Raw genomic sequence first — 14133 nt, forward strand, 5'->3', positions numbered from 1 at the left:
ACTCGCAAAAAATCTTGAGGTCGTACTATGGCACGCGTCGTATCTCAAAATAAGTCGGCGGCGGTCAACCCCCTGAAGTCGTCTCAGCCGCTTGGTGCTGCCTTCGCCTTTCTGGGCGTCGACGGCGCAATACCTCTGCTCCATGGCAGCCAGGGATGTACGAGCTTCGCGCTCGCACTGCTCGTGAGGCATTTCAATGAAGCGATCCCGCTGCAAACGACGGCGATGAACGAAACCGCGATAATCGTCGGCGGCGCGGATCGTCTCGAAGAGGCAATTCTCAGCCTCAAAGCCCGCACAAGACCACGACTGATCGGGATATGCACGACCGCATCGGTAGAGGCCCGCGACGAGGATGTCGCCGGTGACGTCGAAAACATAAAACGCAAGCGGGCGATAGAACTTGTGGGCACCGAAGTGGTACTCGCCAACACGCCGGACTTTGACGGCGCCATAGAGGAAGGTTGGTCTAAAGCTGTTACCGCCATGATCGAGGCAATAACACGACCTGAAAAGCAGTATCGAGATGCAGGCAAGATCGCGATCTTGCCTGGCTGCAACTTAACAGTTGCTGATATTGAACATTTGCGCGAGACGGCCGTAAGCTTCGGGCTCGATCCGGTTATCCTTCCCGATGTGTCGGGAGCGCTCGACGGGTCCATCCCCGAAGAATGGATGCCGACCACATATGGCGGCACGAAAGTGCAGGAAATCCGCGATCTTGGTACTGCGATGCAGTGTATCGCAATCGGTGAGCATATGCGGCGACCGGCTGAAGCGCTACAGAGACTGACCGGCGTCCCATACGTCCTGTTTAGATCGCTAACGGGCCTAGAGAACGTCGATCGCTTTATTCGCGTGCTTGCCGCTCTGTCACGGAAACAGGCGCCGCTCAACGTCCGCCGCAATCGAATGCAGCTGCAGGATGCGATGCTCGACGGACATTTCCATATGGCAGGCAAGAAGATCGCAATCGCCTCCGAGCCGGATCAGCTTTTCCAGTTCTCCAATCTTTTTACTGCCATGGGTGCGGAAATTGCGGTCGCAGTCGCCACGACCGGCACTTCGAAGGCACTCGAGATGGTACCGGCCAACACCGTCAAAGTCGGTGATCTCAGCGATCTGGAGAGTCTCGCCGCAACGGCCGATCTTATCGCCACACACTCGCACGGCCGGGAAGCTGCCAAACGCCTCGGCGTTCCGCTGATGCGGCTTGGTTTGCCAATTTTCGACCGCGTCGGCAGCCAGCAAAAGCTTACAATATTATACCGGGGAACCCGCGATGTGATCTTTGACCTCGCAAACATCATTCAGGCCAACCACCCTCCGAACCCACGGTCCAGTTGACCCAACCGACAGGCGGGAATCGCAAATGAGATCAATTCGTCGCCTCTCACTCTTCAATGGGAGACTCCAGCAACAGCGGCCGAAACTGCCGGCAGGCGCTCTGCGAATTGCGATCGTCACGCAAGATATGAAGGGACTGACAGCGCGGTTTGCATCGGTCAGACTATTTGCCACCTACGACGAGACAAGCGACACGTGGACCTTCGTGGAAGCCGCCGGGATCGAGAATATCTCCGACAAGATCGAAAGACATCGAAGCGAAGGTGAGGCTGCGCTGGGCAAAGATTGTAGACAGCTGCCAACTCGTTTTTGTCTGGCAATCGGCGGGCCTTCGGCTGTCACATTTGCCATCGGCAGAACTCGCTAAATTGGAGGAATCTATGACAAGCTCATGCGTGACTCGCGACGGATCCCAATGGATGCCGGAATATTTGAATTCGATCAACCCTGCGACCTGCATTGGCTGCGGTCGCTGCTTCAAGGTCTGCTCACGCGAGGTCATGCATCCCTACGGCATCGATGAAGCAGGCGACATGCTCGGTGCCTGCGATGGCGAGGACGACTTTAATGGTGAACTCAGTCGGGTCATCATGGTCATTGATTATCCCGGCCGCTGTATCGGCTGCGGAGCGTGCGCCCGCGTCTGTCCAAAGAACTGCCAGACTCATATCGCCGTTGATCATCTTTCACCGCACGAATCTTGAATTCCGTTCCGAGCGCTAGAAGCCGCCGGCACCGTCCAAATTGCGTGACTATCGCATCGGTTCGAAGACGTGGAGAAGGCCGCATGGCAGCTTCCTGAAAGCAAATCCGGCTGGCGACGCGAAGACCTTTCTAGGCGTCCAATCTGCCATTCGGAGGCAATTATTGCAGGAAACACCAGGTCGAAAGTCCAACGATCTGAAGAGAGGAGGCATTGAACTGTGCATCAAGCCGCGACGACAGACTTCCAGTTACATCCTTGGGCGGCCGAAGCGAGCTTCGAATATTGAAAGCAAGATCCAACCACGAGCGTCTAAATGAGGTACTCATGAGACCATTAGATATTTCTATCGTTGGAGCAACCGGGGCGGTCGGAACGGCCCTGATCAAGTTATTGGAAAAAAGTGAGATTAAGGTCAATCGACTGCGGATGTTCGCCTCCAGTTCGGGTGCGCGCCAATTCAAGTTTCGAGACCAAACATACCAGGTTGAGGCACTCCGCGACATTAGCGATATCGGTGATACCAAAACCGACATTGCATTCTTCTCTGCAGGCGGCGACGTAAGCGGCGAATGGATACCTCGGTTCGCATCCCAAGGAGCCTTGGTGATTGATAACTCGAATGCCTTTCGAATGAGGCCTGACGTACCCCTCATCGTACCACAAGTTAACGCGTGTTCACTTACGGTTCGTCCACCGTCTGGAATAGTAGCAAATCCAAATTGCTCCACGATACAGCTGGTTCGGGCACTGCGACCGTTGATAGCGACGTTCGGCATTAGCCAGGTTCTTTTGACCACCTTTCAAGCCGCCTCAGGAATTGGCCTGCGCGGGATTAAGGAGCTGGAAGACGGTGTCAAAGCCTGGCTCGAGGGGAGCACCGGACCCGCTGCGGAGAGCTTCCCTGTCCCTCTTGCATTCAACGTCATACCGCAGATCGGACAGATTTCCCGCGAAGGCGTGGCTCTTGAGGAACGCAAGCTGGTTCAAGAGTCACGGAAGATCTTCGGTATGCCTCATCTGCAGTTAGCCGCCACCTGCGTCAGAGTGCCGGTAAAGACGGGTCATTCCGAGGCGGTATACGTCGAGTTTGACGAACATGTTCGACTAGAACAGGTCCATGAGCTCCTGGCAAATGAACCAGGTGTTCGACTTTATGCTGACGGATATCCAACGCCGCGCTATCTGGGAGATCCTGCAGATGTTCACGTCGGACGGGTCCGAGTTAATCCAGAGAACCCGCGCGGGCTGTGGATGTGGGTTGTAGCCGACAACGTTCAGGTTGGGGCCGCACTCAACGCACTCCTCATCGCACAGCTTGCGATCGCCAAAAATTTGATCGGTGAATCATGAAGACGACTATTGTCAAATTCGGGGGCTCGAGTTTTCGAGACCCTTGCCATTATGCCCGAGTTGCTCGGTATTTAGCTGAGCTGCGAGCTGAAGGAGGAAGCAAGATAGTTGCCGTGGTCAGCGCAATGTCTGGAATGACCGACGAGCTGAAATCAACCGTGCTTGGCGTCAATAGGGAAGCAACGCCATCGAATCTCGATGCGACGCTTGCTATCGGCGAGATGCTGAGTGCGTGCCTGTTGGAAGCTGCGGTCAGTCGCCTTGGGATTCCCGTAACGTCGTTGAACGGCTATGTCCTAGGGATACACACAAATTCGGACTTCGGTCGCGCCTCAGTTGAAAGCGTCGATCCTCAGCCAATCAGGGCTGCACTTCAGGAGCATGACATTGTCGTTGTCGCGGGTGGTCAGGCAGTTGATCAGTCGGGCAGACTAACGTTTCTCGGCAGAAACAGCTCCGATCTGACAGCGGTCGTGATCGCGGCTATGTTGGGAGGGCAAGTGTGCGAAATATATTCAGATGTTAAGGGCGTCTACACGGCAGATCCTCATCTTGTACCAGGGGCACGATTCATCCCGAAGATTGGGTATGGGACAATCGCGCAGATGTCGCGACAGGGCGCAAAGGTGCTGCACCACAGGGCAGTGGATTATGCTAATAAGCACGCAGTCACCATAGTGTGCAAAGCACTGACTGATAACGGAGCGGCGACGGGCACGATCATCACAGGCCACGGATACTCCGCTTCCGTGACACTAGCACGCGACACAGCAGTATTAGCTGTCGCGAGTGTTGCAGAACGCGATGCTCTCTGTGTCTTTCTTGATCAACACGATATTAGCTCGATATGCTTTGAAGAGGACGGCAGGCCCTGCCTTTGCATCATAACCGACATCGATTTCGCGATGCGCCTCGTCGAAACGGCAGGCACGCGCGCCGTCGCCATCGGATCAAAGGTCGTGGTGACCGAGCTTAATGGCGCGATGTCGCGCGTCCACCTTCACGTTGACTACGAGAGCGCCATGGCACATGCGCAAAACATCCACGAACAAATGCATCCTGCAGCCATTGGCGATCTTGTGATAGAGAACGACTAAACAGCGCCACAAGCGACGCCCGAATGGAGGCGGCGGCGAAATCGCTTGATCTGGCCATCGGCCCAGGGACGCGTCGACTTGGTAGCCATTTGATCGCTGGCGGCGATCGCCTGTTCCACCGCTCTGATAACCCGGCACATCGTCGAGTTCAACATGCAGTCTTCATCGCACGGACAGGGCGCGGACAGACCCGACCGGTGAATACGGATAGGGTTGTAGGTTCCGGATCGGCGCTTTCCCGTTATTGAAGACGAGGCAGCCCAATGCGGCTGAAGTTGATAGCCTTCGACTCCGGTGCGCCAGCATATCGTTGTCTGACTCAGGCTCGATCATGAAGTGCTTGCTGGTCGCCAGAACCCATCGCAAGGTATTGAGCTCGCATTCGCGGTCATTGATGCGGCTGGCGGCAGTCCGCGCCGCGGTGGCATATGACTAGCGCCTCCATTTGATGGCATTGCGTTTGGTCTTCGGCGCACCTTCCAGCCGCCGGACGACTCGCGCAGCCCTGTACGACGAGAGGAGAACGCTCCCTGCGGAACGCTCTGATCGAATCGGAGACTTCCACCTATCTTGGCGAACCAGGTGTTGGACGGTCCCCTTTTTGACCAGACAACCAACATAGAGAGGAACAATAATGCCGCTCACCCGTAGCGGCGTTTCTGACACGATCGAGCGAAGCGCGCAGCTTGCTTCCAATCGGCTCGTGTTTCATTGATTATACGCCGGGCTTGCACGCCGTCGACAAGTTGCCGCTCGAAACATGTATCCCAGCCGATGTTAGCAACGATTTCCTAAGCCCTCCTTCTGGACATCTCACCTCAAGGGTGCAGCGCCCTAAATTCGGCGTTTCCTACGGCATGTCGGCCAAAAACATAATTTTTCTTCCGGCCACCTTCCTCAGGTTGATCCTATAGCGCGTCAGCAAACTCTGACATTGTTTGATGGGCTGCATCTGTCGTCGTGCGCTCGTCTATAACACCTGGCCCATAACGCGTTCCGCCAATCCGGGAGAACTGATCCACCACAAAAACGTGATCTAACACACCCAGCGTGATGTCAGGACAGTTGCAATGTGCCGAACGACTAAACGACCCATTGTATTATAATCGTAGCGCAGTCCCGTCTTCCCGACCTCTCGTTGACGCAGATCAAGGCGCAATTCGCGGCTTCATGACAGTCCTGGCGAGAAAGACGGCCGCGACGCGGTCGTCGGCGTACTGGGGACGACATCATGAATTACACAACGGAAACGATGGTGATCGCGGTCGCGGCGTTTCTAGCGCTGCTACTAGCCGCATTCGCGCATGATCATCTCTTTGCGGTTCATATGGGCATACTTTGCCTCTGCCTCGTTATGGGGGCTGTGCTGATGGTCAGCAAGGTTGAATTTTCGCCGGCAGGCCAACAGCGTAACGCCGATAAGTCCGGCTACTTCGACGAGGTGATACGGTATGGCTTGATCGCCACGGTATTCTGGGGCGTGGTCGGCTTCCTGGTTGGCGTGATCATCGCGCTGCAACTTGCCTATCCCGACCTCAACATCGCCCCTTATCTCAATTTCGGGAGGCTGCGGCCCGTTCATACGTCGGCGGTTATCTTCGCCTTTGGCGGCAATGCGCTCATCATGACGTCGTTCTACGTGGTGCAACGCACCTGTCGCGCACGTCTTTTCGGCGGTAGCCTGGCTTGGTACGTATTCTGGGGCTACCAGCTTTTTATTGTGATGGCTGCGACCGGATACGTTCTCGGAATCACCCAAGGCCGTGAATATGCCGAACCTGAGTGGTACGTCGACCTCTGGCTGACCATCGTTTGGGTGGCCTACCTAGCAGTGTATTTTGGGACGATCCTGAAGCGCAAAGAGCCGCACATTTATGTAGCAAACTGGTTCTACCTTGCCTTCATCATCACCATCGCCATGCTGCACGTGGTCAACAACCTGGCGGTTCCCACCTCGTTCCTTGGCTCCAAGAGCTATTCTGTCTCCTCGGGTGTCCAGGACGCGCTGACCCAATGGTGGTACGGCCACAACGCCGTCGGCTTTTTCCTCACCGCCGGCTTCCTGGGCATGATGTACTATTTCGTGCCGAAGCAGGCCAACCGACCCGTCTATTCATACCGGCTTTCGATCATCCACTTCTGGGCGCTGATCTTCATGTACATCTGGGCCGGCCCGCATCATCTGCACTACACGGCACTGCCCGACTGGGCCCAAACGCTCGGCATGGTTTTCTCGATCATGCTCTGGATGCCCTCCTGGGGCGGCATGATCAACGGTCTCATGACCCTTTCAGGCGCCTGGGACAAGATCCGCACCGATCCGATCATCCGTATGATGATCGTCGCCATCGCCTTTTACGGGATGTCGACCTTCGAAGGCCCGATGATGTCGGTGAAAACCGTCAATTCGCTCAGCCACTATACCGAATGGACGATCGGCCACGTGCATTCCGGCGCCCTCGGCTGGGTGGGTATGATCACCTTCGGGGCGATCTACTATCTGACGCCGAAGCTATGGGGACGCGAGCGTCTCTACAGCCTGCGGATGGTCAACTGGCACTTCTGGCTCGCAACCCTCGGGATCGTCGTCTACGCCGCCGTGCTTTGGGTTGCCGGCATCCAGCAGGGGCTGATGTGGCGCGAGTACAATTCTCAGGGCTTCCTCGTCTATTCCTTCGCGGAGACAGTCGCGGCGATGTTCCCCTACTACGTGCTGCGCGCGGTCGGCGGAACGCTTTACCTGGCAGGCGGTCTCGTCATGGCCTGGAACGTGTTCATGACGATCCGCGGCCACCTGCGCGACGAAGCTGCAATCCCAACCACTTTCGTGCCCCAACCACAGCCTGCCGAATGAGGTGAGACATGGCATCGATACTAGATAAACATCAGATCCTCGAGAAGAACGCGACGCTTCTTCTCGTCGGCTCGCTGCTCGTCGTGAGCATCGGCGGCATCGTCGAAATCGCACCGCTGTTCTACCTGCAGAATACGATTGAAAAGGTGGAAGGCATGCGGCCGTATACGCCGCTCGAATTGGCCGGCCGGAACATCTACATCCGCGAAGGCTGCTACCTCTGCCACAGCCAGATGATCAGGCCGTTCCGCGACGAGGTCGAACGTTACGGCCATTATTCGCTCGCGGCCGAGTCCATGTACGATCATCCTTTCCAATGGGGATCCAAGCGAACCGGGCCGGATCTGGCGCGTGTCGGTGCACGTTACTCCAACGAATGGCATGTCCAGCATCTCGCGGATCCACGGGCGGTCGTGCCGGAGTCGATCATGCCGAGTTACGCCTTCCTCAAAGAGCAGAGGGTGACGGTCAAGGACGTGGGAATGGACCTAAAGGCCAACGAGGACGTGGGCGTGCCTTACAACGACGACATGCTGGCGAATGCGGAGGCCGACATGAAGGCCCAAGCCGATCCGAACGCAGATACGACGACCCTGCTTGCCCGCTATCCGAAGGCGAAGACCGGCGATTTCGACGGCGATCCTGCTGCGCTGACCGAAATGGATGCCCTGGTGTCCTACCTGCAGATGCTCGGAACGTTGGTCGATTTCTCGACCTACGACGACGCGACCGGCTACCGATGAGGTGATCCATGGAAACCTACACTGCAATGAGACACTTCGCTGACAGCTGGGGCCTTTTGGCAATGGCGGCATTCTTCGTCGGCGCGGTTGTGTTCACCCTTCGCCCAGGCAGCAAGCAAACGGCGAAAGAAGCCGCCGATATTCCCTTGAAGGACGATTGAGATGTCGGAAAAACATATCGATGAATTTAGCGGCGTCGAAACGACCGGACATGAATGGGACGGCATCCGCGAACTCAACAATCCGATGCCCCGCTGGTGGGTGTGGACCTTCTACGCCACCATCGTCTGGGCCTTGGGTTATGCGATCGCATATCCCGCGATCCCGATGGTTACCGACGCCACCAAGGGCATGCTGGGTTTCTCCAGCCGCGCCGAGTTGCAGCAGAACCTGGATCAGGCCAAAGCATCGCAGACGACGCTGCGTGATCTGATCGCCGCCAAGACGGTGCACGAGATCGATTCCGATTCTGCTCTTCGCGAATTCGCGGTCGCCGGCGGCGCATCTGCATTCAAGGTGAACTGCGCGCCGTGCCATGGCTCGGGAGCAAGCGGCGGCCCGGGATTTCCGAACCTCAACGACGACGATTGGCTGTGGGGTGGAGACCTGGATGCCATCCAGGCGACGATCGCGCATGGAATTCGCTTCAACGAGGATACGGACACTCATGCTTCCGAGATGCCGCCCTTTGCCGATGTTCTGGATCCCCTCCAGACAAGGCAGGTCGCGGCTTACGTCTGGGGACTGACCAATACACCGTCGGACCCCGGCCTCGCAGAGGCCGGAAAACAGGTCTTCGTCGATAACTGTGCCGCATGTCACGGCGACGACGCCAAAGGAAAAGCCGAAATGGGCGCGCCAGATCTCGCCGATGCGATCTGGCTGAAGGCACGTGGCGAGGATGCGATCATCCGTCAGGTGGCCGCTCCCAAGCATGGCGTCATGCCTGCCTGGGCAGGGCGTCTCGGCGATACGACCGTCAAGGAACTTACCATTTTCGTGCATTCGCTTGGCGGCGGGACGTGAGGAAAAAAACCATGACAGCTCACGGCGACAACCAAATCTTCGATCTCTATGGCACGACGCGGCAAGGCCACGCCGCCACCTTCCAATCAGGACGACCTAGCAAAGAGCGGCAGGTCGATCATCAGTTGGACCTGCCTCAAAGACCACGAGCAGACAAGCCGGTTGCAATAGCCTTGTCGAGGACGTTCCAGCGTGGTTGCTTGTTCCCCCGCAGCCCCCCAAAGCCACGCCCTCTCTCCATGGCGTTTTCCTTTCGCGGGAAGGCCTTGTCTCTTGATCTGCATCAAGGGCAGATGCGCAGCAGATGGGACAACGGCAGATGAAGTCCGATAGGCCCCATGAACCTCCGCACCGCCCCAGATCCCGATACATCAAAAGGCTCAGTGGCGAGCCAGTCAACGCCCGTCGCAACCGGCAGCCTCTCTACGCTCCTCGGAAGAAGGTCTTTCCCAAGCGTGCAGAGGGACGATTCCGTCGGTTCAAGTGGATCGTCATGCTGGTTACGCTCTGCATCTACTATCTCGCGCCATGGATTCGCTGGGATCGCGGGCCTTACGCGCCTGACCAGGCAATCCTCATCGACCTTTCCTCACGGCGCTTCTTCTTTTTCTTCATTGAAATCTGGCCTCAGGAATTTTACTATGTAGCGGGTCTCCTCGTCATGGCAGGCCTCGGCCTGTTTCTCGTCACTTCCGCCGTTGGCCGCGCCTGGTGCGGCTACGCTTGTCCGCAGACCGTCTGGGTTGATCTTTTTCTCGTCGTCGAACGTGCACTCGAAGGCGATCGAAACGCGCGAATGAAGCTCGACGCTAGGCCAATGAGCTTTGCCAAGCTGAGGAAGCGTGTCGTCAAGCATTCGATCTGGCTGCTGATAGGCGTAGTCACGGGAGTAGCGTGGATCTTTTATTTTGCCGACGCGCCGAGCCTGCTTGTTTCGCTGTTCACCGGCCACGCTCCTGCAGCCGCCTACACGACCGTCGCCATCCTTACTGCAACCACCTATGTGCTCGGCGGTCTCATGCGAGAGCAGGTGTGCACCTATATGTGCCCTTGGCCACGCATCCAGGGTGCGATGCTCGACGAAAATTCTCTCGTCGTCACCTACAATGCCTGGAGGGGCGAGCAGCGGTCGCGGTACCCCAAGAGCGCTCGAGCCAGGGGCATCCCGGTTGGGGATTGCGTCGATTGCAATGCCTGCGTGGCGGTGTGTCCGATGGGAATTGACATTCGCAACGGGCAGCAGATGGAGTGCATCACATGCGCGCTTTGCATCGACGCCTGCGACGGTCGTATGGACAAGCGCGGGAAGCCTCGCGGCCTGATCGCCTACGCCACGCTGAGCGAATACTCGAGCAACATGTCGCTTGCCACCAGGGTAGGGCGAACAGCCGTTCAGCCGTCAAGGGTTCGAAACGATGATGGGACTTTCGTTCCGGCGATCCGGCACTTCAACTGGCGCATCATCTTTCGTCCGAGAATCGTTCTTTACGCACTCTCCTGGGCGGCAGTCGGCGTGGCCATGCTCGTCCATCTCACCTTTCGGGAGCGCCTTGAACTCAACGTCGTTCACGACCGAAACCCCCAGTATGTTCTGGAAAGCGACGGCTCGCTGCGGAATGGTTACACGCTTCGTATCCTGAACATGGTGCCGAAGCCGAGGGATGTGAACATAAGCCTGGTCGGGCTGGAGGGGGCGACGATGCGTATTCCCGAGGTAGGCAATGAAGACGCCCGCAGCTTTACAGTTCATGCCGAGCCCGACGCGGCCACGACGCTGAAGATCTTCGTTACGCGCAAGCCTACCGGAGCCCCGATCAATGAATTTCTGTTCGTTATCGAAGATATCGATCATGCCGATCGGGCAACCTACCGCGCGGCGTTCAATGCACCGGGAGACATCAAATGAAGACCTCTGCTCAAGGTTTTACAGGCCTGCACATGCTGCTTTCGACCTCGGCATTCTTTGGCGTGGTGATCGCGGTGAACGTCACCATGGCCTTCTATGCCTCTTCCAGCTGGAGCGGTCTGGTCGTGGAAAACACCTATGTCGCCAGTCAGGAGTTCAACCGCAAAGCGGCGGCGATGAAGGCAATGGCCGCTTCCGACATCGAGGGCAACCTCTCCATAAAGGGGCACGAGATCCGCTACGATATTCACGACAAGAGCGGATCGCCTGCGATCGTCGACGACGTCATTCTGAATTTCAAACGTCCGGTCGGAGACCACGAAGACTTCCTCCTTACGCTCAGGAAGAGAGCAGCGGGGCGGTTCGAAGCGGAGCATGATCTAGCCGACGGTGACTGGATCGTCGAGGCCATCTCGCGAAACGGCGGCGTGGTCGTCATGCATGAGGCAAAACGCATCGATACCGCGGAGTTAGGCCAGTGAGCTGCTGTACCATGGACGCGGAAAGCGTGCTTGCCCTCAGCACGACATCATTCAGTGCCGAAGAGGTTCGCCTTGCCAGCCAGCCGCTCGGCGAAGGATTGCGCCAGCTGGACCTGAGCGTTCCCGACGCCCACTGCGGTGGCTGCATTTCGACCATCGAAAGGGCGTTGTTGGCGCTTCCCTTCGTCAAGACAGCACGAGTCAATCTCACGGCGCGAAGGGTGAGCTGCGTCTACCAGGAGGAGATCGAGACGGGCGCAACCGATCCGTCCAAGATCCTCGCAGCGATCAACTCGGCCGGATATCGCGCGCATGTCTTCACGCCCTCAGCTCCCGAGAACGACAAGACCAGAAATCAACTTCTCCTCGCGATCGGCGTGTCCGGTTTTGCGGCCGCCAACATCATGTTGCTCTCGGTATCGGTCTGGTCGGGCGCAGATGCTGCGACGCGCGACATGTTTCATTGGATCTCGGCGATGATAGCAGCGCCCGCGCTGGTTTATGCGGGGCGCTTCTTCTTCAAATCGGCCTCGAATGCGCTGCGGCATGGGCGCACCAACATGGACGTTCCGATTTCGCTCGCCGTGACGCTCTCCTATGCCGTTTCATTGTGGGAGACCGTCCATCACGGCGAGCATGCGTGGTTCGACGCTTCGGTCTCGCTGCTCTTCTTCCTGCTGATCGGCAGAACCCTCGATCATGTCATGCGGGAAAAGGCTCGGGCGGCGATCAACGGACTCGCTAGACTGGCCCCGCGCGGAGCATTGCTGATCAATCCGGACGGGTCGCGACGCTACATTGCGGTAGATGAGATCGCGGCGGGGGATGAAATCTCGATAGCCGCAGGCGAACGGGTTCCCGTCGATGGCATCGTCGTCAGCGGAGAGAGCGACCTGGACCTCTCCATCGTCACCGGCGAGAGCAGCCCCGTCGCCGTCGCCAGCAACAGCGAAGTGAGTTCCGGGGCGATGAATCTGACCGGCTCCCTCGTGTTGCGGGCGACGAGAATTGCCAAGAATTCGCTTCTCTCGGAGATCATCGGCCTCATGGAAGCCGCCGAGGGCGGAAGAGCTCGCTATCGCAGGATCGCCGATCGCGCTGCGACACTCTATTCCCCGGTCGTGCATCTGCTGGCGCTGGTCTCCTTCCTTGCCTGGGGCCTCCTGGGCGGAGATTGGAAACAGGCCATGCTGGTCGCCGTAGCGGTGCTGATCATCACCTGCCCATGTGCGTTGGGTCTTGCCGTGCCCGTGGTCCAGGTTGTCGCTGCGGGGGAGCTTTTCCGGAAAGGCATCATGGTGAAGGACGGTTCAGCACTCGAAAGACTGGCCGAGACCGACACCGTGGCCTTTGACAAGACGGGCACCTTGACGATCGGCAGTTCGCGCCTTGTCAGAGTGGACGCCATGGACGAGAGCGCCACCGTGATCGCTCGTGGATTGGCAGCGCATTCACGGCATCCTCTTTCTCGGGCCCTGGTACGGGATACCGAAACCGACCTCATGTTCTTCGACCTCGTCACGGAAATCCCCGGCGGGGGACTGGAAGCCAGGAACGGAGCAGATGTCTATCGATTGGGCAACGCGGCGTTTGCCTGCGGAACCAGCGTCGTGCCCCGCACCGCCGACAGTCCGTTCTCGGAAGTGGTCCTGTCGAAGAATGGCGTCGATCTTGCCCGCTTCTTCTTCGATGACACGCTTCGTCCGGGTGCTTGCGAGGCCATCGACCGGCTCGATGCAGCCGGCCTTGAAACGCTGATCGTGTCCGGAGACAGGCAAACCGTCGTCGACAATACGGCACATGCCCTAGGTATCGACAGGGCTTTGGGCTCTCTGACGCCGAAACAGAAGGTCGAGGAATGCCAGAGGCTGAATGGCGAAGGTCGTCGCGTGCTCATGGTCGGCGACGGGATCAACGACGCCCCGGCGCTTGCTGCCGCGCATGTCTCGATGGCGCCGGCCACAGCCTCCGATATCGGCAGACAGGCGGCCGACCTGGTTTTCTTCAACGATCACCTTGACGCTGTTCCGGAAGCGATCGCCATTGCGAGAAGATCTGCCACGCTGATCCGGCAGAACTTTGTTCTGGCGATTGGTTATAATGCGCTGGCGGTGCCGATCGCCATCGCCGGATTGGCGACGCCGCTGATAGCGGCGGTGGCAATGTCGACATCTTCGATCATCGTCGTGACGAACGCACTGCGCCTGAACGCCTTCAGCAAGCGTCCGGATATGCACATTCGAGGGCGGATCGGCAGGATCGCGGAGGTCAAAGCCGCATGAACATGTTGATCTATCTCATAACGATCGCGCTGCTGATGGGAGGAATAGGACTCCTGGCATTCCTTTGGTCGCTGAAGAGCGGCCAGTACGACGACCTTGAAGGCGCCGCCTGGCGAATCCTCGCCCAGGACGAAACCGATCAACGAAAACCCTGACCAAACACTGGGTCCAAAAAGGAAATGTAGATACAGAATTGCGACAATCTGCACTGTCGTCGTTTGTCGGCTCCGCGACAAATTCCCTTTCCTAACCGAGTTCACGGCTCGCCAAAATAACTAAAACTTAGGAATATTCTTTTCGGGATTCACTCGATGATTTGGAGGGCTTTCTTGAAAGCTAC

12 protein-coding genes and 1 pseudogene are annotated in these 14133 nt (G+C 57.7%); all 13 read left to right on the forward strand.

From position 1 onward, the window contains the following. Positions 1 to 27: 27 nt before the first annotated feature. The 13 genes and pseudogenes from nifN to ccoS all read left to right on the forward strand — a co-directional run bounded on the left by nifN (position 28) and on the right by ccoS (position 13948). Positions 28 to 1347 (forward strand): nitrogenase iron-molybdenum cofactor biosynthesis protein NifN, encoded by a 1320-nt coding sequence (gene nifN, locus HJB82_RS15175; RefSeq protein ID WP_221140453.1) that lies wholly within the window; start codon positions 28 to 30, stop codon positions 1345 to 1347. A gap of 25 nt (positions 1348 to 1372) precedes the next feature. Continuing rightward, positions 1373 to 1714, forward strand: a complete 342-nt coding sequence (locus tag HJB82_RS15180; protein ID WP_221140455.1) for a hypothetical protein — start codon at positions 1373 to 1375, stop codon at positions 1712 to 1714. A 13-nt stretch (positions 1715 to 1727) separates the two neighbouring features. Continuing rightward, positions 1728 to 2051 carry a ferredoxin III, nif-specific gene (fdxB, locus tag HJB82_RS15185; RefSeq protein WP_168301764.1) on the forward strand — a complete coding sequence of 108 codons (324 nt, stop codon included), beginning with the start codon at positions 1728 to 1730 and terminating at the stop codon, positions 2049 to 2051. A gap of 326 nt (positions 2052 to 2377) precedes the next feature. Continuing rightward, the gene (locus HJB82_RS15190; RefSeq protein WP_221140463.1) at positions 2378 to 3403 is read left to right on the forward strand and encodes an aspartate-semialdehyde dehydrogenase; all 1026 of its coding nucleotides are present in this window, start codon (positions 2378 to 2380) and stop codon (positions 3401 to 3403) included. Continuing rightward, entirely contained in the window at positions 3400 to 4500 is a 1101-nt protein-coding gene (locus HJB82_RS15195; RefSeq protein WP_221140465.1) for a uridylate kinase, read from the forward strand. Before HJB82_RS15190 ends, HJB82_RS15195 begins: the two co-directional genes overlap by 4 nt. A gap of 1231 nt (positions 4501 to 5731) precedes the next feature. Then, a complete protein-coding gene (gene ccoN, locus HJB82_RS15200) occupies positions 5732 to 7354 on the forward strand; it encodes a cytochrome-c oxidase, cbb3-type subunit I (protein ID WP_221140467.1) in 1623 nt (540 codons plus the stop codon). An 8-nt stretch (positions 7355 to 7362) separates the two neighbouring features. Next, positions 7363 to 8097, forward strand: coding sequence for a cytochrome-c oxidase, cbb3-type subunit II (gene ccoO, locus HJB82_RS15205; RefSeq protein ID WP_221140469.1), 735 nt, complete (start codon positions 7363 to 7365; stop codon positions 8095 to 8097). Positions 8098 to 8105: 8 nt separating this feature from the next. Next, complete coding sequence (locus HJB82_RS15210) at positions 8106 to 8258, forward strand: CcoQ/FixQ family Cbb3-type cytochrome c oxidase assembly chaperone (protein WP_003568501.1); 153 nt, start codon at positions 8106 to 8108, stop codon at positions 8256 to 8258. 1 nt (position 8259) lies between these two features. Further along, positions 8260 to 9123, forward strand: a complete 864-nt coding sequence (gene ccoP / locus HJB82_RS15215; protein ID WP_221140471.1) for a cytochrome-c oxidase, cbb3-type subunit III — start codon at positions 8260 to 8262, stop codon at positions 9121 to 9123. Positions 9124 to 9461: 338 nt separating this feature from the next. Further along, a pseudogene (gene ccoG, locus HJB82_RS15220) lies at positions 9462 to 11029 on the forward strand (cytochrome c oxidase accessory protein CcoG). Continuing rightward, complete coding sequence (locus HJB82_RS15225; protein ID WP_221140476.1) at positions 11026 to 11511, forward strand: FixH family protein; 486 nt, start codon at positions 11026 to 11028, stop codon at positions 11509 to 11511. The pseudogene ccoG and the gene HJB82_RS15225 overlap by 4 nt, the downstream one beginning before the upstream one ends. Next, positions 11508 to 13793 (forward strand): cation-translocating P-type ATPase, encoded by a 2286-nt coding sequence (locus HJB82_RS15230; protein WP_221140478.1) that lies wholly within the window; start codon positions 11508 to 11510, stop codon positions 13791 to 13793. The genes HJB82_RS15225 and HJB82_RS15230 overlap by 4 nt, the downstream gene beginning before the upstream one ends. Next, positions 13790 to 13948 carry a cbb3-type cytochrome oxidase assembly protein CcoS gene (gene ccoS / locus HJB82_RS15235; RefSeq protein WP_221140480.1) on the forward strand — a complete coding sequence of 53 codons (159 nt, stop codon included), beginning with the start codon at positions 13790 to 13792 and terminating at the stop codon, positions 13946 to 13948. The genes HJB82_RS15230 and ccoS overlap by 4 nt, the downstream gene beginning before the upstream one ends. The last annotated feature ends 185 nt before the right edge of the window (positions 13949 to 14133 follow it).

The organism is Rhizobium sp. NZLR10, from assembly GCF_019685125.1.
Lineage (GTDB): Bacteria > Pseudomonadota > Alphaproteobacteria > Rhizobiales > Rhizobiaceae > Rhizobium.